Annotated in this window: 22 protein-coding genes, 1 tRNA gene and 1 riboswitch; of the genes, 11 read left to right on the top strand and 12 right to left on the bottom strand. The window is 46.0% G+C overall.

Features of this window, described 5'->3' with window-relative positions:
- Positions 1–41 precede the first annotated feature (41 nt).
- Complete coding sequence (locus SPIGRAPES_RS06875; protein ID WP_014270044.1) at positions 42–1,289, top strand: hypothetical protein; 1,248 nt, start codon at positions 42–44, stop codon at positions 1,287–1,289.
- On the opposite strand, the gene SPIGRAPES_RS16510 is transcribed toward SPIGRAPES_RS06875, so the two are convergent.
- The 9 genes from SPIGRAPES_RS16510 to SPIGRAPES_RS06830 all read right to left on the bottom strand — a co-directional run bounded on the left by SPIGRAPES_RS16510 (position 1,276) and on the right by SPIGRAPES_RS06830 (position 9,080).
- Positions 1,276–2,040, bottom strand: coding sequence for an energy transducer TonB (locus SPIGRAPES_RS16510; protein WP_014270043.1), 765 nt, complete (start codon positions 2,038–2,040; stop codon positions 1,276–1,278). The genes SPIGRAPES_RS06875 and SPIGRAPES_RS16510 overlap by 14 nt on opposite strands.
- Complete coding sequence (locus tag SPIGRAPES_RS06865) at positions 2,037–2,387, bottom strand: biopolymer transporter ExbD (protein ID WP_014270042.1); 351 nt, start codon at positions 2,385–2,387, stop codon at positions 2,037–2,039. Before SPIGRAPES_RS06865 ends, SPIGRAPES_RS16510 begins: the two co-directional genes overlap by 4 nt.
- Entirely contained in the window at positions 2,384–2,731 is a 348-nt protein-coding gene (locus SPIGRAPES_RS17000) for a biopolymer transporter ExbD (protein WP_014270041.1), read from the bottom strand. Before SPIGRAPES_RS17000 ends, SPIGRAPES_RS06865 begins: the two co-directional genes overlap by 4 nt.
- A complete protein-coding gene (locus SPIGRAPES_RS06855; RefSeq protein WP_050805755.1) occupies positions 2,707–3,126 on the bottom strand; it encodes a MotA/TolQ/ExbB proton channel family protein in 420 nt (139 codons plus the stop codon). Before SPIGRAPES_RS06855 ends, SPIGRAPES_RS17000 begins: the two co-directional genes overlap by 25 nt.
- Position 3,127: 1 nt before the next feature.
- On the bottom strand, positions 3,128–5,035 hold the full coding sequence (locus tag SPIGRAPES_RS06850) for a TonB-dependent receptor plug domain-containing protein (protein WP_014270040.1): 1,908 nt from the start codon (positions 5,033–5,035) through the stop codon (positions 3,128–3,130).
- 92 nt (positions 5,036–5,127) lie between these two features.
- Positions 5,128–5,307: riboswitch (cobalamin riboswitch) on the bottom strand.
- Between the two features lie 69 nt (positions 5,308–5,376).
- Positions 5,377–5,961, bottom strand: a complete 585-nt coding sequence (locus SPIGRAPES_RS06845; RefSeq protein ID WP_014270039.1) for a hypothetical protein — start codon at positions 5,959–5,961, stop codon at positions 5,377–5,379.
- Positions 5,962–6,335: 374 nt separating this feature from the next.
- Positions 6,336–6,872 carry a hypothetical protein gene (locus SPIGRAPES_RS06840; protein ID WP_014270038.1) on the bottom strand — a complete coding sequence of 179 codons (537 nt, stop codon included), beginning with the start codon at positions 6,870–6,872 and terminating at the stop codon, positions 6,336–6,338.
- 374 nt (positions 6,873–7,246) lie between these two features.
- Positions 7,247–7,777, bottom strand: a complete 531-nt coding sequence (locus SPIGRAPES_RS06835) for a hypothetical protein (RefSeq protein ID WP_014270037.1) — start codon at positions 7,775–7,777, stop codon at positions 7,247–7,249.
- 760 nt (positions 7,778–8,537) lie between these two features.
- Complete coding sequence (locus tag SPIGRAPES_RS06830) at positions 8,538–9,080, bottom strand: hypothetical protein (protein ID WP_014270036.1); 543 nt, start codon at positions 9,078–9,080, stop codon at positions 8,538–8,540.
- 308 nt (positions 9,081–9,388) lie between these two features.
- On the opposite strand from SPIGRAPES_RS06830, the gene SPIGRAPES_RS16995 reads away from it, so the two are divergent.
- On the top strand, positions 9,389–9,526 hold the full coding sequence (locus tag SPIGRAPES_RS16995) for a hypothetical protein (RefSeq protein ID WP_155816674.1): 138 nt from the start codon (positions 9,389–9,391) through the stop codon (positions 9,524–9,526).
- A gap of 521 nt (positions 9,527–10,047) precedes the next feature.
- Here SPIGRAPES_RS16995 and SPIGRAPES_RS06825 read toward each other — a convergent pair.
- Complete coding sequence (locus SPIGRAPES_RS06825; protein WP_014270035.1) at positions 10,048–10,584, bottom strand: hypothetical protein; 537 nt, start codon at positions 10,582–10,584, stop codon at positions 10,048–10,050.
- Between the two features lie 587 nt (positions 10,585–11,171).
- Between SPIGRAPES_RS06825 and SPIGRAPES_RS06820 the strand changes: the two genes are divergently transcribed.
- The 5 genes from SPIGRAPES_RS06820 to SPIGRAPES_RS06800 all read left to right on the top strand — a co-directional run bounded on the left by SPIGRAPES_RS06820 (position 11,172) and on the right by SPIGRAPES_RS06800 (position 16,004).
- A complete protein-coding gene (locus SPIGRAPES_RS06820; RefSeq protein WP_014270034.1) occupies positions 11,172–12,335 on the top strand; it encodes an ABC transporter substrate-binding protein in 1,164 nt (387 codons plus the stop codon).
- Positions 12,336–12,440: 105 nt separating this feature from the next.
- Complete coding sequence (locus tag SPIGRAPES_RS06815) at positions 12,441–13,322, top strand: branched-chain amino acid ABC transporter permease (protein ID WP_014270033.1); 882 nt, start codon at positions 12,441–12,443, stop codon at positions 13,320–13,322.
- Positions 13,323–13,324: 2 nt separating this feature from the next.
- The gene (locus tag SPIGRAPES_RS06810) at positions 13,325–14,458 is read left to right on the top strand and encodes a branched-chain amino acid ABC transporter permease (RefSeq protein ID WP_014270032.1); all 1,134 of its coding nucleotides are present in this window, start codon (positions 13,325–13,327) and stop codon (positions 14,456–14,458) included.
- Complete coding sequence (locus tag SPIGRAPES_RS06805) at positions 14,455–15,294, top strand: ABC transporter ATP-binding protein (RefSeq protein ID WP_014270031.1); 840 nt, start codon at positions 14,455–14,457, stop codon at positions 15,292–15,294. The genes SPIGRAPES_RS06810 and SPIGRAPES_RS06805 overlap by 4 nt, the downstream gene beginning before the upstream one ends.
- Complete coding sequence (locus SPIGRAPES_RS06800) at positions 15,291–16,004, top strand: ABC transporter ATP-binding protein (protein ID WP_014270030.1); 714 nt, start codon at positions 15,291–15,293, stop codon at positions 16,002–16,004. Before SPIGRAPES_RS06805 ends, SPIGRAPES_RS06800 begins: the two co-directional genes overlap by 4 nt.
- 188 nt (positions 16,005–16,192) lie before the next feature.
- Here the strand turns inward: SPIGRAPES_RS06800 and SPIGRAPES_RS06795 are convergent, their stop codons facing one another.
- Together SPIGRAPES_RS06795 and SPIGRAPES_RS06785 are read right to left on the bottom strand one after the other, a co-directional pair.
- Positions 16,193–16,774, bottom strand: coding sequence for a hypothetical protein (locus SPIGRAPES_RS06795; RefSeq protein WP_014270029.1), 582 nt, complete (start codon positions 16,772–16,774; stop codon positions 16,193–16,195).
- A gap of 440 nt (positions 16,775–17,214) precedes the next feature.
- Positions 17,215–17,286 (bottom strand) — tRNA-Cys (locus SPIGRAPES_RS06785).
- A gap of 97 nt (positions 17,287–17,383) precedes the next feature.
- Between SPIGRAPES_RS06785 and SPIGRAPES_RS06780 the strand changes: the two genes are divergently transcribed.
- The 4 genes from SPIGRAPES_RS06780 (at position 17,384) to SPIGRAPES_RS06765 (ending at position 21,412) form a co-directional block, all read left to right on the top strand.
- On the top strand, positions 17,384–18,016 hold the full coding sequence (locus tag SPIGRAPES_RS06780; RefSeq protein ID WP_014270028.1) for a hypothetical protein: 633 nt from the start codon (positions 17,384–17,386) through the stop codon (positions 18,014–18,016).
- Positions 18,017–18,158: 142 nt separating this feature from the next.
- On the top strand, positions 18,159–18,944 hold the full coding sequence (locus SPIGRAPES_RS06775; RefSeq protein WP_014270027.1) for a DeoR/GlpR family DNA-binding transcription regulator: 786 nt from the start codon (positions 18,159–18,161) through the stop codon (positions 18,942–18,944).
- 9 nt (positions 18,945–18,953) lie between these two features.
- Positions 18,954–20,096: an Ldh family oxidoreductase gene (locus tag SPIGRAPES_RS06770; RefSeq protein ID WP_014270026.1), complete on the top strand. Its 1,143-nt coding sequence runs from the start codon at positions 18,954–18,956 to the stop codon at positions 20,094–20,096.
- Positions 20,097–20,122: 26 nt separating this feature from the next.
- Positions 20,123–21,412 carry a malic enzyme-like NAD(P)-binding protein gene (locus SPIGRAPES_RS06765; RefSeq protein WP_014270025.1) on the top strand — a complete coding sequence of 430 codons (1,290 nt, stop codon included), beginning with the start codon at positions 20,123–20,125 and terminating at the stop codon, positions 21,410–21,412.
- Positions 21,413–21,452 lie beyond the last annotated feature (40 nt).

The following is a 21,452-nucleotide window of genomic DNA, read 5'->3' as shown; positions in this document are numbered from 1 at the left end:
ATTAAACACCCCGCTTTTTTGTGAATTTTAGGAGAAGAATCATGGATATCCGGCGTCTGAGACTTTGGGAAAGCCGTAATGCTACTGTTCTGAACAATGATTTGATCAGGGTTGTCCTCGAAGACCAAGGGGGTATGGAACTTGAACTTAGTTCTGTAGCCCCAAACGGGGGGCGTATCAACGCCCATCTGCTTCCTTACTACCGGGGCACCGGCACTTCTGTATTCAGCGATGAAAACAGGGATTTCTGGAAAAACAGTCCCCATCTGTATCAAAGGGCGGGTTCCTATTTCAGTTTCCCCAATTATGGGCCTCCCACTTCCCAGGAAGACAATACACAGCAGGGACAGAGTGGGTTCACCCCCAGTGCCTACTGGATGGTCGAGCGCTATGGCACCGACCCTGAGTTCGGGGGAGTCTGGCTTATGAGTCTAGTGCGCAACCGCAAGGAAAAGTGGCAGGTTCGCAAGATTGATATGTTGCTTCCCAACCAGCCAGTCCATTACACCGCCTGCATTATTACCAACAATAGCGGTGCAGATATGGTGACGAATGCTACCTGGAGCAATGAACTCGGGTCTCCGTTCTTTGAATCGGGGTGTGTGCTCAATGCCTGTGCCCAGTCATGGGTGTCTTCCCCCGCTGGCCAGATTCAGGGTTCTGTTTCGCGCTTGCAGCCGAACACACAGTTTGAAGACTGGAAAAAGGCTCCCTTGCTCGGGGGCGGGACTGCTGACTTGACTGAAGTTCCCTCCCCGATAGGGAAGACCGATTTCATATCCGGTTTGGTCCCCCGTTCCTCTAACCTAGGTTGGTCGAGTGTGATCAACCCCAGGCAACAGATGATTTACTTTACTTTCTTTCCGGGGCCGAATGCGCTTGGTCCTGACGATATCCCTGTCAATTTCAATAATTTCCTCTTTGAGTACGGGGGAAGGATTGAGCCCCCCTGGGCTTTCTATGCAGGGGGGATGAGCCAACAGTATTCAATCAACTGTGGTTCGGGAACCAATAGATTGTACAGGGGAACCGAAAACCTTAGTCCAAATGATACGCTGTTAGGTGCCCCTACCACGGTCACTATCAAGGACGGGGAGACGAAGACGTTGTATTATGCCAAGGCGTTCTGTCCCTATGACAATACCCGCATCGGTGGGAATTTCTATACGGTGGAACAGGTTGTGGAAGGGCTTGTACTGAAAAGAACAAAATCCTGGGCCTTTATTTCTGCCGACTCCACCTTCCACAGTCTAAAGCGACTGACCAAGCGGTTGCTTACCTCAGAGTAAACCGTACCGGGTAGAGCAGGGTTACTGCAACGGCTTTCCCAAGAAGGAAGGCAGGCTGGCAGGTCAAGTTGGAAAAGGCGGCGACGGCAGCATCGGCAAACCCATACCCTGGGTCTTCCTCCACGGCAATCGACTCTATTACACCTGTTGCAGAAATATGCAGTCTGAGGACAACCAATCCCTCTTTTCCCTGTCGCTTGGCTGCGGCAGGGTATTTTATTCGCCCTGCAAGGACAGAACGGTCGAACTGGGGTCCTTCATCTACCGAATCAATAGCATAATATCCTTCCACCAAGGTAGTACGTATATCCTCTGAGACTGCTGAGGCGGCATGGCTCTTACTGCTTGCAGCAACTTCAACAGAGGAGATCTTTGAAGTCATAGAAATGGGCTGCTCAACGGCAACGGGCTGCTCAACTGCAACGGGCTGTTCGACTGCAACGGGCTGTTCGACTGCAACGGGCTGTTCGACTGCAACGGGCTGTTCGACTGCAACGGGCTGTTCGACTGCAACGGGCTGTTCGACTGCAACGGGCTGTTCGACTGCAACGGGCTGTTCGACTGCAACGGGCTGTTCTGTGTTAAGGGAAGATGCAGTCTGTTCTACTTTTTCGCTAAAGGAAATAGTTGCTGCAGTTGCATGGGTAACCTGCATAGCTTGCTTGTCTTGCATCGTAAAGGGGATGAAGAGGCTTCCAATAGAGATTGCAGTAATTGTGATTGTCAAAAGTATTGTGGCAGGTAGTTTCATTGGCTTTGTCCCACTAGGCAATGAATGGTTGTTGTCCCATTTTTCTGTAAAGCCTCAAGGACCGGACTGATGAGTTTGAATGGGGTGTCCTTGTCAGCTAACAAGGTTATTTCCGTTTCGCTGGGTATTGTATAGAGCGAAATCGGATTGTCCTGATAGAAAAGGGAACCGTCACGTCCTATAACAATTGTATTGCCAGCCTGTGCTGCTAAGGCATCCTCACTTATAGCCGGGGTGAGCGGTATTGGGGTCAATCGTGTCGAGAGGGCCAAGATCAAGAAGAACAACAGGAGCAGAAAGGCAATGTCGGTCATGGCAGTGGCTGGGGCTGATTGTTTTTTTCTCATAGTGCCATCTCCACCAGGATTGAGGCCACCTGGTGTCTCTGGGCAATGGAAAGAACATCGACTACTGCCTGCCATAGAGCCTCTCCCTCAACAAATACAGACAGGGAGGTTCCTTCATTCAGAAGACCTTCCAGTTCGGCAAGGCTGGTTTGTGTGTTTCCATTGCTCATTTCCCCGTTACTGTGGATAGTCAGGGAAATGGATTCACTCTGCGTCTGAATTTTATTTCCACTCTGCAAATCGAGGCTTTTGGACACCTCTATGCCAGAGAGGAGTAAAAAAAAGATGATAAGCAGGAAGGCTATATCGCTTGGCTGTGCTAACTCTTGTTTTCGTCTTCGCATACCTTTCCTATTGCCATATCCAGGAGAAAACTAAAGATAGTAGCCACAATGGATATGATAAGGCCGAAGGCCGTAGTGAACAGCGCTTCATAGAGCCCGGAGGCCACAACCTGTAGCTGTACCGACGTTGCTTCCGACACTGACTTGAATGCATTGATCATACCCGTTACGGTTCCCAAAAATCCAATAACCGGGCTGATCATGGCGATGAGGTCTAGAATCGAAAGCGGGTTTTCGAGTTTTGCCTTGGTTTCCTTTTCCCCGTTTCGATAGAGCATGACAAGCGTTATCGCCCGCTGTGCTGCTACCACCAAGGTGATGACCAGGAGGGCAAAGAGCGGCCACATGACCGCTCCTCCCTTTTGTAAGAGTGAAAGTAGATTGGTTGCTTCCATCTTAGAAATTCCAGCTTCCACCGAGACGGACCTTCATCTTGGGCATCGGGTAACCGCTATATAACTCATAGGACGTATTAAGCAGGTTGTCGATAGCAATATAGGTTTTTAGATTTTCAGTAACCTGGGCGTTTGCACTGAGGTTCAGCAACACGATTGCATCGGAGTACGTGGTTTTCCCAAGGTATTCGCCTGACAGCACCACATCATAGATGTTCTGTGTGTAAGAAACAGAGGCTTTTGCCGTATGTTTTCGCACCGAGGAGACCTCGATATTGTCCGAAAGGGTCTGCCCGTTGGAAAGGTCGAAACTTTTGTTGTACTGGTAACTGGACTGTAAGGCAAACATTGCATTGATTGTCCATTCCACACTCTGCTCTGTTCCGAAATAGACGCTATGGGCAATGTTATAAGGGATGTAATTGTCATTGGGGTCCCCCGCGATTGCATCGTAGATATTCCTTCCAAACAGGGATCCCTCGTAGGAAAGAGGACCGTTCGTATAGGATGCCCCCAAATCTCCATTGATACCTTTTTCAGTCTTTAAATCAGGATTTCCATGGTAACCCCAGTCGTCTGGCCAGTACATCTGGCTGAACGTGGGAACATTTTCCGCATAGCTTACCGTTGCCTTGAGAGACGTTGTATCAAGGATTGCATAGATTACACCAAGGGAAGCATTGGGTGACACTTGGTTCGTGTCGCTGATATAGGCAATGTTGACACTTGGATGCAATGAGACAAGGCCAGTGGGCAGGTAGATGCTTCCATTGGCATAGATCGATGGAATGAACCGTCCTTCCTTCCCGATCTTGGTGCTGTCAACATAGTCCAAGGTGCCGTCAATCCCTGAGGTAAGGGAGTAGTTTTCTCCAAGGTCCCAGTTCTGTTCCACCTGGGTGTAGGCTTTATGCTTGTTATGGGTACTGTCCCCATTGATCGCATCATGGAAAAACGTTCTTGCAAAGGTATAGCTGACAACAGCTTTTACACTCTCGACTGGGTCAAATCCCAAATTAGAGAACGTAAAGTCATTGTTTGTGGTTGCCTGGAAATCATTTTGATAGGTATCCGCAGAAGGCCAGGATGTTGATCCCGGTACTCCAAGGTTCTGGTAAAAAGCCATATTGTTCGACTTGAATGCAATATTCTCACCTACATTCCCATCGAGGTTCACACTCCCATGCATATTCTTTACCCCTGCATTTTCCCTGAGGGCCCTGTCAGTAGAGGTATCATAGGTATAGGCATTCTGTGCCACGATACCACCGAGGTTTGCAGAAACACCAAGGCCGTTGAGGTTGTTGGAGTAAGAGAGGTCGAGTTTCTGGCTGTCTGTCAGTGAGGCCCAATTCCTCACATCAGATGAACCATACGAAAGAGGAAGGAATGACCCGTTCTCAAACGAGAGGGTATACGGCTTCTCCGTTACAGTCCCCTTTTTGGTAATTAGGTTTACCATGCCGCCGATGGCATTGGTCCTTGCAAGGTTTCCTGCACCGCTTTTGATGATTTCGATGTGATCGATCATATTGAGGGGAATGGAGGAAAGGTCATAGGTTCCCTGGTGCGCCGAAGTAAGGGGGACCCCATCGAGATATACTGCTGTTTTGTCTGAGCTAGCTCCCCGAATCTGGACGTTCTGTGCGGCACCTAAAGCCCCATAGGAGGAAAAGGTTGTTCCTATCGCCTTGTTTACCAGTTCTGCGGTAGTCTCAGCATTGTATGCTTTGATCTCCTCGCTAGTGATAGTAGTGACGCTTGAGGAGCTGTTTGTTTCTGCTTCTGCGAGGGCTTCGTCAGAGATGACGAGTTCGTAGGCAGTTCCGATGTCAGTGTAATCTTGTGCGGCAAGCGTTGTAAAAACTGCAAGCAGCAAGACCAGGGAGAAGATTCCGCGCTTCTTCATGAAGGGCCTCCAGAAAAAATATATGCTTTCTTCGTGGAGGTATAGTGCGAAAACAGGAATAGTCCTGGGATGCTGTCTCTTTTTCCACGAAGAATTTCAATCTGGAAACGTCTCCTGACTTACGATTCTTCTTACTAGCAGACCTTCTCATCCTTGGGACAATGGTAAACTCTGTTTTCATCATCGATTACAGTGGCGGGACCGTCGGGGAATCACACCCCGTTCCGTTTTTCCAGAACCAGCAACCCCATGCTAGTGCAAGTTCCTTCCTTGGTCAACAGATAAGAAACGGCTACCAAAAAGAGGGTAGCCGTTTATAAGACAGTGTAGGAACTATTTTTTTAAATAGATGCGTAGTTGAAGGTGACCGTTCCCGAATAGGTATCCTCAAGTGCTGCCTCATAGGATGTATCTTCTAAGTCAATTGCTAGGGGATAGGAAAAAACTTTCAGATGGCCCCATCCATTACCGTTTCCATTGTCGTTTCCATGGCCATTTCCATACCCATCGGTAAGGACATTGTTCGTGTTGGATGATGCATTTGTAGTGAAGGTGACATCGTTAGTACCTTCATCCAAGTAGACTGTATAATCAATTTTTGCCGAGTTGTTTTCTGAGGTTAATGGGGTGGCGGTCATTGTGATGGTGAAGTTTGAATGTTTGTTGGTTTTGACATGGACATATGCGATTACTCCGGTTTTCCCCGATCCCAGAATTACATATTTGGTAAAAGGCGTGACAGAATCGAAATCCTTCCTGTCTATGCTTGAATGGGTTGCGTCGGTTATCTTGATATTGCTTTCTTCTTGTATTGTTGCAGAAATGGTTAACTTAGCGCTAGAAGTAGTTGCTGTTCCATCAGCGGCAAATAGTGAGAGTGAACAGAGAATAGCTATCGATACTATGATTGCAAAAAGCCTTTTCATTTTTTTCTCCGTATGTAATCGCTTCAAGCGAATTATCTTTGAATACGTATATAGAATGTAACCGTTGGAAACATATGTCAATAGAAAGATATATTAATAGTGAATAAAACAGAAAAAAAATATGTAGGAAAGTATAAAGTTATATAGTGAAAAGAAGTGAAAAAAAATTGTTATGACAAACATGTTACATAACTTCAGAAAAAAATAGCATAATGGATTAATATTCTTGTAAATAACTTGAAAATACTGCTGGTTTTTCGATTAATCCTGATTTCTGCACGGAGTTCTTACTTTTCATGAACTTCTGATAAGGAAAGAAGAAGAAAAGCTCCTCTTTTCAAGAGAAGCTTTCTGGGTAAAAATGGTTACCCTGGTTAATTTGCTTTGTAGGTGAAGGTAACAGTTCCGGTGTAGGTTCCTTCCAAGGCAGCTGCATATTGATCATCATTGATATCGATTGAGATCGGATAACTGAAAGCGGAAAGGCCTGTTATTCCTGGCTTTATTTCTACGAAGGGGAGACTTGTCGGTTTTGATGCGTACGTGAAGGTTTCATTCATTGAAATCTTGTAATCGATTTCATAGTTTTTGTCAGCATTTACCAAAGGGGTAGCTGAAACATAGATTGAAAAACCCGTTCTCCTGTTGGTAAGGATGCTCAACCAAGCGATGTCCGCGACTTCTTCTGCGCTGCTGATTTCTTCCAGATTTTCGTTGTCGGCAGCTCCATTGAATAGGTCGATACTAGGAGTTTCGGGGGTGAATGGAGACGCAGTCAGTTTCATCATGTTGATACCCAAGATTTCGGCAGATAGGGTAAGGCTCGCATCTGCAGTTGTCTCAGAACCAGCAAACAAGCTTACCGTAGTTACTAAAGCAATCAGGATAAGAACTATGAAGGGTTTTTTCATGGTAGTATTCCTTTAGGAGTGTAGGCTCCTGTGCAAGATTTTAGAACAGTGCACTTTCCCTGAGCACGGTTGTATCATTAAAGAGAAAAAGGTCTTCTATTAACAGCTATAGCTAAACGTATAATACTAAATTAACTATAAACAACAAATCAAGATACATAGTCACTAATTGCCATACTATATGACACCTAGGCAATAAAATGCAAGAGAGACCCTGATCAGTTGCTACAGCTAGGGAAAGAGGTATTGCCCTGTGATGTGAAAGAACCAATTGTTTTGCAAATATGGTAATGAACCTTTAGCATTCATCAATAAAAAAGCTACCCGGTGCAGGGGTAGCTTTTTGGACAGACAAGCTTGGAATGAATCCGGGATTATTTTGCAGTGTAGGCGAAGGTGACTGTTGCTCTGTAGGTGTCTTCAAGGGCTGCTGCATATTCGGTACCGTTGACGGCCACTGAAACTGGGAAGCTGTAAGCCTTGAGGCCTGCAATGACTCCACCGGTAAGTTTGTTGGAGGTATTAGTGGCATTGGCAGAAGTATCAAAGGAAGCTGTTCCTGCATGCACCACGTAGTTGATTTTGTACGAGTTGCCATCAGTGGAAGAGGCAAGTGGAGTGGCAGATATTGCTACTTCGAAGCCTTTTCTGTTGTTGGAGAGGATGCTCAGATATGCAATGGTTCCAGTAGCGGTTGCGCTTGTGATTTCCTTGGACCCCACGATTGTCCCAGCAGCGGTATCGTATGCATCTACAGTGGAAGTCGTGAGTTCCGTTGCAGTTAAGGCCATGTAGTTGATGCCTGAAATATGAGTTGAAAGGTTAAGGTTTGCATCTGCAACAGCAAACAAACTGAATGAAGCTACAAGGGCAACAACAACAAGAGCTACGATATTCTTTTTCATTTTAAAATTCCTTTAAGGGCTTTTCAGGCCCCTGTGCAAGATTTTCGAGAAGTGCTCTTTCCCTGAGCACATGTGTATATTATAAAAAACAGAGTCTTATGTCAACAGAAACTTTAAAAAAAAATACTTAAAGCATTAAAAATAATAAAAAAATATGTAAAACTATACTATAAAACAAAATGAAAATTTCTTAAAGTTTTCAACTTATGACAAGAATGCATTAAAGTAATAGGAAATGTGCTTGTATATGTAAAAAATTGCATTGGATTAATTGAAAAAGTGCAAGAAAATGTAAATGGTTTGACACTAGTTATCTATTCCGAGTGACTTGAAAATGCTGGTATGCAAAAGAGAAGATCAAAAATTAAGGATTTGGAGCGGAGGTTTCCTGTGCAGTTTGGGGGAGCGAAGAAAGCTACTTGATGCCAGATGTGAAACCGGTTCTCTGTTGGCCAGGAATGCGCAACCAGGCAATTGTACCAGAGGGCTCTGTGTTACTGACCGTCTCGGTTGTAGCATTTGACGTAGCACTGTTATCTGCAGGCTGGCTATCGAAGGGGCTAAAGCCAACTGAGAAAGTTTTTTGTAGTTGCTATTTGAAATGGTGGTGGAGAGGTTGAGGTTTGCGCCTGCCATAGCAAATAATCTGACTGAGGTTTACAAGGGCAACAAGAAGGATTTCTACGAAGGTTGAAGATAAGGCTACCCGGTAAAGGGTAGCCTTATTGGAGATTGTCATGCAAAAAGATGGAGATTTGTCTTAAGCGTTAGTTGTGTAGGTGAACGTTACGGTTCCTGTGTAGGTGTCCTCAAGTGCTGCGTCATATTCAGTATCGTTGAGATCTACGGATACAGGATAACTGAAGGCGGTAAGGCCTGCGATGCCTGAGTTTACTGTAATGGTGTTGGTTCCTGATCCATTGGAAGTGTCATAGGTTGCAGTCCCTGCGGTTACTACATAGTTAATCAGAAAGTCGTTGCCAACGGTTGCGGAATCAAGAGCCTCTGCTGTCATAGTTACGGTGAAACCGGTTCTCTTGTTTGTGAGTATGCTCAAGTAGGCAATGGTCCCGGTGTCCGCTGCGCTTGATACAACTTCGGTTGTCTCATTATCTGGGGCATTGTTGAACAAAGTGAGACTCGGGGTTGCCGGGTTGAATTGGTCAGTGGTTAGCTTCATCAGGTTGATGCCTGAAATAGTTGTTGAAAGATTAAGTTCTGCAGGTTGTGGTAGGGCTGCTGCAAACAAACCGAAGGAAGCAACAAGGGCTACGAGTACTAAAGCTATAAAGTTCTTTTTCATATAAAATTTCCTTTTGGGCTAAAGCCACTATGCAAGTAATAGGTCTTGTATGCTTTTTTCCTAAGCATGGCTTTATGATAATAATGTAGAATACTTATGTCAATAGAAAGGGTGCAAAAATAAGTACTATTAGTAACTGGTACTAATAGTAAAACTAAATATATATAAAATAAATAAATATAAATTTTAGAATTTAAAATACATATGACACTAGGTTTGAAAAACTTACATAAGTATAGAAAAATTTCTGAAAGTAAAACCGAAAATATGACGAGAGATTCTACATTATTAGGAGATAAGACAGATGTATGGAACAGAATAGATTGAATGCTTGCAACAAAGCCAAGAGAATCAGGGCCAAGGATCCTTTGAAGGTTGTAGGAAGAAGGCATGGTTCCGGGCAGTCTCTTGATGCAAGGAATAGCATCGGAAGTGGAGGACTATAACTCGATTGGTAGAGCTTTATAAAGTGGATGCTTAAGGCGATTGAGGGAAAGGGGAGAAAACGGGGTGACCAATCAGATAAAACTGAGTTGCATACTCGCTATTAGGCTCTGGGCCTGAAAAGAGAGAAAATGCTGCAGCAGGGGGATGCCAGGTGCTAATGTTTTGGGTGCGCTTCAATCCAAAACATATCTAAAACCTGGGACTGGGGATTCTGTAGATTTCCTACCTGGTTCCTGATTTCTGCAAATCCTGTCAGGAATGCTCTATTTCAATCGTTTCTGGGGGAAGTGTGGAAGTTGTACCTGGTACCTGATTGCTACTCTTGCATGGGCGTCCGTCCTTGTTGGTTTGGTTTTTGGTTAACTCAATACTGACAGACGAGTTGCCCATTTTCTATAATGTTAGGTCAGATTCCTGTTTTGACTGATTCTTCATTCCCGCAGATAATTCCCATGAACCCAAAAGCAAGCATAAAAAAAAGCTACCCATCGGGTAGCTTTCCTTTGAATCTACAAAGCAATCATGAAGCTGAAATTGTAAAGGTTATAATACCTTCGTAGTTTCCGGGAGCTGCATCGTAATATGAATCACTATTAAGAACTACTGAAATTTGGTCGCTTTCCATAGCTATACCAGTTGAAGAGGATCCTAAAACTGTGGTGACTAATTTGTTCTCAGTATCGTTTAATGTATCATATACTACTTCATTGCAAGTTACTTTATACCCAATCGTTGTATCAACGCCGGATGCTATCATGTTAGCAGCTTTCATATAAACAAGCAAGCTTGCGGTAGTGCTATTGTTGGCGACTGAAAGGTAGGCATCTGCCCCAATCCCGTTCTCAATGGTTACTGGAAGTGATGCAATTGTAGTCAAGCTATTGTTGAAATAACCAAAATTGTTTTCCCCGATAGCATTTGAAGTAACCTTAAAACCTGACGCTGCACTGACTGCGGTGGTGATCTTTAAAGTTTTATCAGTAGTCGTTTCCGCTGCCGCAAATACTCCAACCAAAGCCATTGTCATAACCAATAAGATAGCAATTGTCTTTTTCATTTCTTTCTTCCTTTTTAGGGAGCTCCAGGCTCCTGTGCAAGTTCATTTCATTAAGATGCTCTTTCCCTGAGCACACTTTGATAGTAAGGTGAAAGAAGACTTATGTCAATACAAAATAAAAAAAAGTTAAAAAAATCAAGAAATATTTTTAAAAAATATGTAAATATATATATTATATAAATATAAGTAAAATGGCATAGTGTCGAACATATGACAACAGGTATCATGTTTGGGGTATAAGTTAGTGTTATGAGCGATTTTTGCTGTTTTTTGCTTGGTGAATCATATGTTCTTTGAGCCAAGATACGTGATAAGTTGTAAATAAGCAGTGCCCGTCTAGGTGGAGTGAGTGTACTGTAGGGCATTGGTTTATACGCTCTCTCTAATGAAGTACTTTCTGCTGTTGTTTCATCTATATGTATAGAGAAATTGCAACCAGCTCAGAATTAGTAACGTGATAATGCAACTGTTTTTAGAAAAGAGCTGATATTTTGTAAAGTTTTTTGCTGGTCTATCCAGTTTTTTGTTGCGCAAAACGAGTAGACTCGGCAATAATGACAGCATCTTACGTGTGTGGAGAGGTTTGTATGAAGAAACTTACTGTTTGCTTGTTGATCGTGCTTCTTTCCTGCTCAGCTCTCTTTGCTGGCGGAAGCGAAGAGAAACAGACCAAAGAAAAAGAAGTCGTGATTGGGGTATTTGAACCACAGACCGGTGAAAACGGTGGTGGTGGATACCAGGAAGTGTTGGGCATGAGGTATGCAAACAAAGTGTACCCCACCGTGACCATCAATGGCGAAACCTATAAGGTAAGGCTCGTCGAGGCTGACAACAAGTCAGACAAGACCGAAGCTGTAACCGCAGCCCAGAGCTTGATCAGCAGCGGGGCTTCTGTGATTCTAGGTTCCTACGGTTCTGGCGTATCCATTGCAGCCGGCGACATCTTCGCTGACAACATGGTACCAGCCATCGGTGCATCCTGCACAAACCCCCAGGTAACCCAGGGAAATGACTATTATTTCCGCGTATGCTTCCTTGATCCGTTCCAGGGAACCGTCATGGCAAACTATGCATGGCAGGAAGGTGCTAAAAAAGCAGCAATTATCACCCAGCTTGGTGATGACTACTCCTCAGGGCTTGGAAACTTCTTTAGCAAAGCCTATACAGCTCTCGGCGGTCAGGTTGTCAGTGAACAGCGCTTCCAGACCAACACCACCGACTTCAAGTCAATCTTGACCAACATCAAGGCTGCAGATCCTGAAGTAATCTTTGCACCGTCCTCCATCGCAACAGCCCCGCTTATCATCAAGCAGGCCCGCGAACTTGGAATTACCGCCAAAATCATGGCTGGTGACACCTGGGAAAATTCCTCCATTATCGAAAATGCCGGAGCCAGCGCAGAAGGCGTCGTGCTCTCAACCTTCTTTGATGGTGCAGACCCAGCAACCGCAGAGGCAGCTTCCTTCATCAAGGGTTTTGTTCCCTACCTCGTAGAGAACAAGCAGCCCGAGATCATTCCTGCTGTTTCGGCTCTTGGCTATGATGCCTACATCGTCGCCCTCAAAGCAATCGAGAAAGCAAATTCCACCGAAGGCAAAGCAATCCGCGACGCCCTTACCGGTGTGAAGGTTGAAGGTGTGACCGGAGATATCGTATTCGATGCCAATGGTGATGCTGCCAAGAACATGGCCTTTATCAAAGTCGTCGAGAATGGACAGTTCAAGTTCCTCAAGACGGTCAGCGTAAAATAACTGAAAGAATTTCCTTTCTAACCGGGGCGAATTTCCGCCCCGGGTATTTTGTATTTTTAGGTTTGTGAACTGCAAAACACCAATTGCGGGTATGGAGACTTCCGGATGAGTATGACAACAATCCTGCAGCATTGTCTGACAGGCATTTCACTTGGCGGAGCCTACGCTCTGATTGCTATTGGCTACACCTTAGTCTATGGCATTCTCCGTTTGATCAATTTCGCCCATGGCGATATCTTCATGATGGCCGGTTATTTCATGATTTTCTCCTTGGCAAGTATGCCTTGGCCGATTGCCATCATAGTCACCTTGGTGGTAACCACGCTCATGGGCGTAGGCATAGAACGAATAGCTTATAAACCGCTTCGCAGTGCCCCCCGCATGTCGATCATGATCAGTGCCATCAGCGTCTCCTACCTGTTGCAGAACCTGGCAACCTACCTGTTCACCGCAATTCCCCGCGGTTATCCTGAAATCCCGTTTCTCAAGAAGATTTATCATATCGGGGATCTGAGCGCCTCGTTTGTCACCTTGCTCACCCCCATTATTACCATAGTCCTGGTAATCGTTCTTATGATCCTGGTAAACAAAACCAAGACCGGTATGGCAATGCGAGCAGTAAGCAAGGACTTTGAGACAGCGAAACTCATGGGAATAAACATCAATGGCGTTATTTCCATAACCTTCGCCATCGGTTCCTTCCTGGCTGCCGTCGGGTCCATCCTCTATTTCACCGACCGTATGTCGGTAACCCCCTTTTCTGGAACCCTGCCCGGGCTTAAATGCTTTGTAGCCGCCGTCTTTGGTGGTATCGGGAACATCCCAGGCGCAGTCATCGGGGGCTTTTTCATTGGGATAGTCGAAACGTTGCTGGTCGCTTTAGGGTATTCAACATTCTCCGATGCTTTTACCTTCCTCTTGTTGATCGTAATGCTTCTCGTGCGACCGACCGGACTGTTCGGCGAAAAAACAGTGGAGAAAGTATAATTATGCGGATAAAACGAAACTCTCTGCTCACCATAATTTCAGTTTTGCTCTTGGTTGGTCTTCTCTACTGGCTGAATTACCATAAGGCCGGCAATGGCATGTTGATCTCCATTTTGCAAAAGAGTGCCATTCTGGCTCTGGTAGCCGTTTCCATGAACCTGCTCAATGGTTTTACTGGGTTGTTCAGCCTGGGCCAGGCAGGCTTTATGTCTATCGGTGCCTATACGACCGCAATCCTGTTGATTCCCGTCAAGAACCTTGACGGTGTCTACTATATGAATGGGGTACATCCAGCTATCAGGGGGCTGAAAATTTTCATAGCGGAATCACCGGTTTGGTTCCAGGAAATTTTCCCCTACATCGCCTTGCTCATCGGTGCTCTTTTTGCAGCCTTCCTGGCCGCCTTGGTTGGCATGGCCGTATTGAGGTTGAAAAGCGATTACCTTGCCATTGCAACGTTGGGTTTGTCCGAGATCGTACGGGCAATATTTTCTTCCCCCCAGCTCGACCAGGTAACCAATGGTTCCTACGGGTTGAACAAGATTCCAGCTTTTCCTGCGATGTTCGGTGGCTTGATTCCTTCCATGGTAACTCCTTTTGTCCTGGTGACAATCTGCATAGCCTTTATGATGCTCTTGATAAAAAGCTCCTACGGAAGAGCCTTCAAGGCGATCAGGGAAGACGAGATCGCAGCCGAAGCCATGGGAATCAACATTTTCAAACATGAAGAAATGAGCTTTGTCGTAAGTTCCTTCTTCTCAGCCTTGGCCGGTGGCTTGCTTGCCATGTACATGCGTTCCATCGAAGCGAAGACCTTCTCCATCCCCCTTACCTACGACATCCTCTTGATCGTGGTAATCGGAGGAATCGGGAGTGTTACCGGAAGCATCCTCAGTGCCTTTTTGGTTACCGCTTCCAAAGAATGGTGGCTCAGGTTCTTCGACCAGCCGCTTAATCTTTTCGGTTGGCAGGTGCCCTTGTTCAGGACTGGGTTCAGAATGATTATTTTCTCGATTCTTTTGATGGTAGTAGTACTTGTCTACCGGAGGGGCCTTATGGGCAGCAATGAATTCAGCTGGGACCGCATACTGGCCTTCTTTAAGAGGAGAGGAAAGAAACAAGGGGGTGCCAAATGAGCGACATCCTATTGAAAACAGACCATCTGACCATGCAGTTCGGCGGTGTCGTCGCCGTCGATGACCTCAACATTGAAATTCCTACCGGAAAAATCGTCGCCCTTATCGGACCCAACGGGGCTGGTAAGACTACGGCCTTCAATGTCATTACAGGCGTATATTCTCCCACCAACGGGGCTGTATCCTTCGATAAGAGGATTATCGGGGAAAACCACCCCCGTTCGAAGATGAAGAAACTCTATAACGGGACGTACAAGACCTTTTTTGAAAAGCAAGTGATCAATACCCCAGACAAGATAACCTATCTGGGAATGGCACGCACCTTCCAGAACATCAGGTTGTTCAAGGAGCTGACGGTCTTCGAGAATGTCTTGATCGCCAAGCATTGCCATATCAAGGCAGGGATGCTTCGTTCTACCTTCAAACTGAACAAAACGGAAGAGAGAACCATGCATGAGGAGTCGGAGAAGTTACTTGAGACCGTTGGACTGATTGAACACCGGAACGAGAAAGCTTCTTCCTTGCCCTATGGAAAGCAGAGACGCCTCGAAATCGCCAGGGCTCTGGCGACAGGCCCCAAGCTTTTGCTGCTCGATGAACCGGCAGCAGGTATGAACCCCAAGGAAACAGAAGAGCTCGCCTTGTTCATCCAGGAGATCAAGCAATCGTTCGATCTTACCATCTTTTTAATCGAGCATCACATGAATCTGGTCATGGATATCTCTGACAAGATCTATGTCCTTGATTACGGCAAGACCATCGCCGTTGGGAATCCAAAAGAAATCCAGAACGACCCGGCTGTAATCAGAGCCTATTTGGGAGTGGAAGAAGTATGAGCCTGCTAGAAATACGTGATTTAAAAGTCTGTTACGGTGGAATTGTCGCCCTCGACGGAATCTCTTTCGATGTCAACGAGCACGAAATCGTAACGCTCATCGGGGCAAACGGGGCGGGGAAATCTACCACCTTGCGTTCCATCATGGGCCTTGTCCCCTTGTCTGGGGGGACCATTACCTATGACGGGGAAGTAATCAACGGCCTCGATACCCAGAAGATCGTGCAGAAAGGAATCGTGCTGGTTCCCGAGGGCCGCCGGGTTTTCCCGAATCTCACCACGCTGGAGAACCTGAAAATCGGGGCATACCTGCAGGATGACAAAACCGTAGAACCAAACCTCAAGAAGGTCTATGAATTGTTTCCCCGCCTTGAAGAGCGACACTGGCAGCAAGCCGGAACGCTTAGCGGAGGAGAACAGCAGATGCTTGCCGTCGGACGTGCCTTGATGGCCAACCCGAGGGTTATCATGATGGACGAACCTTCACTGGGGCTTGCTCCTTTGGTGGTGAAAGATATTTTTTCCATTATCAAGAAGATTAACGACGCCGGCGTTACCGTCCTGCTCATTGAACAGAATGCAAACGTCGCCCTCAAAACCGCTGACCGGGGGTATGTTATGGAAACGGGTACGGTTTCCATGACAGGGCCAGGAAGAGAACTGCTGGAAGACGAAGCTATCAAGTTCGCGTACCTAGGTAAAACCAGGTAGAGAATTTCTCCTGATATGAAAAATGCCCTTGGCCAACATGGTCTAAGGGTATTTTTTTGCACATGGCAATAGAAACAACAAAGTACCCTAAACAGGGTATTTTGATTTGCCTAAAGAAAAGGACTGTCACAAAGTGTGTTGTGGCAGTCCTTTTTGGACAGATTCAAGCTAGGAGTGCAGAATCGATCTTAGCAAGCGATGAATGTGAAGAAGATTACGCCGGTATAGAAGCCAGATGCTGCCAACATGTATTCCCATGGATTTACATTGATACCAATTGGGTTACAGGTCATCTGCAGCATATGCAGGTTGGCGAAAATCTCGACAGGATCGGCTGCATCAACAAACGGATCATTGTTTGTTTCTACAGATGCGTCGCCGCAGGTTGCCCTATAGTTGATATAGGTATTGAATCCCAGCCAATCACACTTCAAAGCCTTGGCTTTCATGTTTACTCTATATCCACCACGGTTGTTCGACAGGACATACAGGCACTTGCCTACATTCTGCTCACCAGGACCTGTTACGTAGTACTGTGTGCAATGAGGTCCGCAGTCCCAGTTGTTTTCCAATGTTGGTCCTTGTCCTTGGGCGAAGCAAGGAGCAATCCACATCCAGCTGATGCTTGGGATAAGTGTTTTCACTGCCAAGCAGTCAGTTAGAATCGTTGGGGGTCCTGGATGAAAAGTTTCATCGACCAAGTCGTCTGCAAAAAGGCCGAATGAGGCGATAAGCAGAACCATTAACAGAGCGACAGTTGCTTTTTTCATTTTCTTTCTTCCTTTCGAGATTGGATTTACGTTAAATACCTTAACGTATACAATATAATATACACCGATTAATACATCTGTCAATACAAAACTTTTCGCTATTTATTCGATGCTTCAAGAATTGTTTATATGTTTATAAGTAAAAGAATTAATGGTTATATTTCTTGAAATAACTTATTCTGAGAGCTTTTTTTTCAAAAAAAATATCCTCGGGAGCGAATGACAAATCCTTATAAAGTGATGAAATGTCGCTTATTGTGTAGTGTGTTTGGATTGCATTTTGGCATTTGAAAGCTAGGATAGGTCCTGTTTGCCGGTAGTCGTAACGGTTTTTCCCCGGTGAAATGATCTGGATGGGGGAGTGTGCCAGGGTGGTGAGGAACTTAGAAAAAGCAAAAAAAAACAACTCCCTCGAGAAGGAGTTGCTTTCATTTGTCAAAAGGTGCCAATCGGATTCGAACCGATGCATCAAGGTTTTGCAGACCTTTCCCTTACCGCTTGGGTATGGCACCATGTTTTTCGTACAGTTGACCATAGCAGATAATTAAATGATAATCAAGAGGAAATGGGATTGATATAAGAGAGTTCTTTCCGTTTCAGAGGTATACTATGAGTAGAAAAACAGTTACTGTAACGCTTCTTTTGGTCTTTATTTCAATCGGACTCTTTGCAACCACCCCGGAAAGCTGGGTTAATTCGTCTTTCGTCTATGATATCCCCTATAAATCCGGGCTAACTCTTTCAAGCGGACAGGAAGATGCCATCGGGTATGATTTTTCCTGGTTTGCATTTCCTCGTAACTCAGATATCGGGTTGGAAACCAAGTTTGCCATGAGCTTTTCGCTTGATGCAAATCCAGCCTTTCTGCGGTTGTTTCTCTTTACCGGTCCGACGTTCACTTCTGTTCTGGCAGGTGGCGTGACAGGGTTTTTATCTGTAGGGCCATTTTATGCACTCACCGGTACAGATACAGCTACCAGTATCTTGGAGCAGCAGCTGGGAGCTGCCGTAGACCTGGGGGCCAGGTTTCGGTTTGCAGGCAATGAGATATGGGACTTTGCCCTTATCCTTGGGACCTTCGCAGATCTCGCCTTTCTGCACATAGTTGACGAAACCAGGGTCTCGGGGCTGTCCGGAAGTATTTTACCCTATATCGGTTTTTCGTTCGGTTCTGCCTTCAATTGGAGGTATACCCGATATTACCCACGGTATTCGGTGTATAGCCCGGTGCTTTATTTCTAAATCTATCCAGCCTGCTTCCCAATCGGATGCAGGTTTTTTTTCATCCTGTAAAAAAAGTGTCTTTTGATTGACATATGAACGTTTATGATTGTAATATGATTTTAACGGTATTTAAAAGTTCAAAAACATTCAAGGAGCTTGTATGTCAACAATCCCTGCCGGAAGACACCAATATATACTCTCCCTTATCAGTAAAAACGGTACGGTAAACGTAGCTGATCTGGCCACAGAGCTTGAAGTCAGTGAACTCACCATCCGCCGGGACTTGGACCAGCTTGCCAAAAACGGCCTTGTCGAGCGAACACACGGTGGTGCCGCTGCAAGACGCAATCTCCCCATTGAACCTGATTACCTGCAGAAAGCTTCAGAATTCCCAAGTGAGAAAGAAGCTATCGGCCGTTTGGTCGCAACCTTGATAGACGAGGGGGATACCCTCTATATCAACAGTGGTTCCACTACCTTTGAGGCGATCAGGGCCATTGTAGATCTAGGCAAAAAAGTTACCATTGTCACAAACAACATCGATGCTATCTGGCTTTGCAAGGAACAGGAACAGATCAGGCTTATCTTGGCCGGCGGGGTCTACCGTCCCCGTTCCCATTCTGTATCCGGTTCTCTTTCTTCCTTGATAGTATCGGAAGTATATGCCAATAAAGCAATTATAGGGGTGGATGGATTTTCCTTGACGGCAGGGCTTTCAACACCCGTTTTGGAGGAAGCCGAAACTACCAGGGCCATGATCGAACATACCGTGGGCAAAGTCATCGTAGTGGCCTGCGGAAACAAGGTAGGTGTTGTCTCGAATTTCAAGACTGTCTCGATAGACAGGGTCGATGTATTGGTGACCGATAAAAACGGTGGTCACATCATAGAACAAATGGAAACCCGTGAGGGATTACAGATATTGATTGCTGATGAAAAAAACTAGGAGGCTCATATGAAATTTCTGGACGAATACGCCGAACATTATGCAGATTGTGCTTGGATTCATTTTCCGGAACTGGAAAAGTTTATGGAAGAAGCTTTGATTCATGCCGGTGTACCTGCAGCTGATGCCAAGATTATCGGTGATGTGTTGATCGAAAGTGACAAGAGAGGCATCGATAGCCATGGCATCGGACGTCTCAAGCCAATCTACATTGATCGCATCGACATCGGTATCATGAATCCTGTCACAGAAATCGAGGTTGTCAAAGACCAGGATGCAACTGCAGTGCTTGACGGGCATAATGGCATGGGCCATGTCGTAGGTCATAAAGCAATGGAAATGGCAATTGAGAAAGCCAAGAAATATGGTATGGGTATGGTTGCTGTCCGTAATTCAAACCATTATGGAATAGCCGGTTACTTTGCCACCATGGCTACCGAAGCGGGGATGATCGGTATTACCGGAACCAATGCCCGTCCTTCAATCGCCCCTACCTTTGGTGTAGAGAATATGCTTGGAACGAACCCCCTCACCTTTGGCCTTCCCACCGATGAGGAATTCCCGTTTGTACTCGACTGTGCCACTTCTGTGAGCCAGAGAGGAAAGATCGAAGTCTATGGGAGAGCCGGAAAAGACCTTCCTCCAGGATGGGTCATCGACCATGAAGGGAAGACCAGAACCGATACGAAGCAAGTGCTCGAGGATTTGACTACCGGTAAAGCCGCCCTTACCCCGCTTGGGGGAATCGGAGACATGACCGGGGGCTATAAAGGCTATGGGTATGCTACAATCGTCGAAATCCTCTGTGCCGCCTTGCAGGATGGTTCCTGGATGAAGGCCCTCAACGGGTTTGACGAAAACCACAAGCCGATTCCTTATCCTCTCGGGCATTTCTTTATTGCGATCGATCCTGAGCATTTCATGGGATTGGAAACCTTCAAACGCATTGCAGGTACCATTTGCCGTCAGCTGCGTGCCAGTGAAAAGGCACCAGGCGAGGATTACATCTTCACTGCAGGGGAAAAGGAATATCTTGCCTGGAAATTCAGGAATGAACACGGATGTCCTGTTCCTCCCTCCCTCCAGAAAGTAATGGTTACCCTGCGTGATCGCTACAAGATGGATTATCACTGGGATTTCGAGAAGAAATAACATAAGAAGCTAAGGAGCCAACCAATATGAATGACGATTTGAAAGAGAGGGCATTGGCCTACCATTGCCTGGATGGAGTTCCCGGGAAAGTAAGCGTAGTGCCTACGAAGCCCTGTCAGACTGCAAGTGACCTCGGACTTGCCTATACCCCAGGTGTTGCAAAGCCTGTTTTGGCAATCGAAGAGAACCCTGAGGATGCCTATAAATATACCTCCAAGGGGAACCTCGTGGCCGTCATTTCCAACGGGACTGCAATCCTCGGTCTTGGAGACCGTGGGGCTTTGGCCAGCAAACCTGTTATGGAAGGAAAAGGTGTTCTGTTCAAGAGATTTGCCGATATTGATGTTTTTGATATTGAAGTTGATGAAAAAGACCCTGACAAGCTGATTGAAATTGTCAAAGCCTTGAGCCCCACCTTCGGTGGTGTCAACCTTGAGGATATCAAAGGACCTGAATGCTTCAAGGTTGAGCAGGAATTGATCAAGATCTGCCCGATCCCAATCTTCCATGACGACCAGCATGGCACTGCCATCATTGCGACTGCTGGGATGATGAATGCCTGTGAAATCGTAGGGAAGACCCTTGCCGATATCAGAGTCGTTGTCAATGGTGCAGGAGCAGCAGGTATTTCCTGTGCAAAGATGTTCGTTGCCGCCGGAGTCAAGCGTGAGCATATTGTCATGTGCGACAGCAAAGGTGTCATCTACAAGGGTAGGGCGAAGGGGATGACCCCTGAGAAAGAAGAATTTGCCACCGAAAGGGAAGTGCGAACTCTCGCAGAAGCCATGGTCGATGCAGATTTCTTCATGGGTCTTTCTGTTGCCGATTGTGTAACAGCTGAAATGTTGCTCTCCATGGCCAAGGACCCTGTTGTTTTTGCCATGTCCAACCCCAATCCCGAGATTGACTATGAACTGGCTGTTTCAACCCGCAGTGACCTTATCATGGCAACGGGGAGAAGTGATTATCCCAACCAGATCAACAATGTGTTGGGCTTCCCCTTTATTTTCCGCGGAGCCTTGGATGTACGTGCATCTAGGATTACCGAGGGGATGAAGATGGCTGCAGCTTTGGCCCTTGCAAAACTGGCAAAGGAAAGTGTCCCCGCTTCAGTTGAGAAAGCCTACGGTGGAACAAAGTTCAGTTTTGGACGCAATTACATTGTGCCAAAACCGTTCGACCCACGCGTAATCGAATATGAAGCAGTCGCAGTTGCGAAGGCAGCATGCGAGGAAGGCGTTGCCCTCCATCCAATCACCGACTGGGAAGCCTATCGCGCATCCTTGGTAAAGAGAATGGAAAAGTATTGGAAGTAACCTGGGGATAACCAGTAGTTTTGACTTGAAAAAAGCCGCT

The organism is Sphaerochaeta pleomorpha str. Grapes (genome assembly GCF_000236685.1).
GTDB classification, from domain to species: domain Bacteria; phylum Spirochaetota; class Spirochaetia; order Sphaerochaetales; family Sphaerochaetaceae; genus Sphaerochaeta; species Sphaerochaeta pleomorpha.
This window is presented reverse-complemented; position numbering and strand designations above follow the sequence as displayed.

Bases quoted from the DNA above. Each gene is read 5' to 3' on its own strand.
- SPIGRAPES_RS06875 (WP_014270044.1), top strand. From the start codon at position 42: ATGGATATCCGGCGTCTGAGACTTTGGGAAAGCCGTAATGCTACTGTT.
- SPIGRAPES_RS16510 (WP_014270043.1), bottom strand. From the start codon at position 2,040: ATGAAACTACCTGCCACAATACTTTTGACAATCACAATTACTGCAATC.
- SPIGRAPES_RS06865 (WP_014270042.1), bottom strand. From the start codon at position 2,387: ATGAGAAAAAAACAATCAGCCCCAGCCACTGCCATGACCGACATTGCC.
- SPIGRAPES_RS17000 (WP_014270041.1), bottom strand. From the start codon at position 2,731: ATGCGAAGACGAAAACAAGAGTTAGCACAGCCAAGCGATATAGCCTTC.
- SPIGRAPES_RS06855 (WP_050805755.1), bottom strand. From the start codon at position 3,126: ATGGAAGCAACCAATCTACTTTCACTCTTACAAAAGGGAGGAGCGGTC.
- SPIGRAPES_RS06850 (WP_014270040.1), bottom strand. From the start codon at position 5,035: ATGAAGAAGCGCGGAATCTTCTCCCTGGTCTTGCTGCTTGCAGTTTTT.
- SPIGRAPES_RS06845 (WP_014270039.1), bottom strand. From the start codon at position 5,961: ATGAAAAGGCTTTTTGCAATCATAGTATCGATAGCTATTCTCTGTTCA.
- SPIGRAPES_RS06840 (WP_014270038.1), bottom strand. From the start codon at position 6,872: ATGAAAAAACCCTTCATAGTTCTTATCCTGATTGCTTTAGTAACTACG.
- SPIGRAPES_RS06835 (WP_014270037.1), bottom strand. From the start codon at position 7,777: ATGAAAAAGAATATCGTAGCTCTTGTTGTTGTTGCCCTTGTAGCTTCA.
- SPIGRAPES_RS06830 (WP_014270036.1), bottom strand. From the start codon at position 9,080: ATGAAAAAGAACTTTATAGCTTTAGTACTCGTAGCCCTTGTTGCTTCC.
- SPIGRAPES_RS16995 (WP_155816674.1), top strand. From the start codon at position 9,389: ATGGAACAGAATAGATTGAATGCTTGCAACAAAGCCAAGAGAATCAGG.
- SPIGRAPES_RS06825 (WP_014270035.1), bottom strand. From the start codon at position 10,584: ATGAAAAAGACAATTGCTATCTTATTGGTTATGACAATGGCTTTGGTT.
- SPIGRAPES_RS06820 (WP_014270034.1), top strand. From the start codon at position 11,172: ATGAAGAAACTTACTGTTTGCTTGTTGATCGTGCTTCTTTCCTGCTCA.
- SPIGRAPES_RS06815 (WP_014270033.1), top strand. From the start codon at position 12,441: ATGAGTATGACAACAATCCTGCAGCATTGTCTGACAGGCATTTCACTT.
- SPIGRAPES_RS06810 (WP_014270032.1), top strand. From the start codon at position 13,325: ATGCGGATAAAACGAAACTCTCTGCTCACCATAATTTCAGTTTTGCTC.
- SPIGRAPES_RS06805 (WP_014270031.1), top strand. From the start codon at position 14,455: ATGAGCGACATCCTATTGAAAACAGACCATCTGACCATGCAGTTCGGC.
- SPIGRAPES_RS06800 (WP_014270030.1), top strand. From the start codon at position 15,291: ATGAGCCTGCTAGAAATACGTGATTTAAAAGTCTGTTACGGTGGAATT.
- SPIGRAPES_RS06795 (WP_014270029.1), bottom strand. From the start codon at position 16,774: ATGAAAAAAGCAACTGTCGCTCTGTTAATGGTTCTGCTTATCGCCTCA.
- SPIGRAPES_RS06780 (WP_014270028.1), top strand. From the start codon at position 17,384: ATGAGTAGAAAAACAGTTACTGTAACGCTTCTTTTGGTCTTTATTTCA.
- SPIGRAPES_RS06775 (WP_014270027.1), top strand. From the start codon at position 18,159: ATGTCAACAATCCCTGCCGGAAGACACCAATATATACTCTCCCTTATC.
- SPIGRAPES_RS06770 (WP_014270026.1), top strand. From the start codon at position 18,954: ATGAAATTTCTGGACGAATACGCCGAACATTATGCAGATTGTGCTTGG.
- SPIGRAPES_RS06765 (WP_014270025.1), top strand. From the start codon at position 20,123: ATGAATGACGATTTGAAAGAGAGGGCATTGGCCTACCATTGCCTGGAT.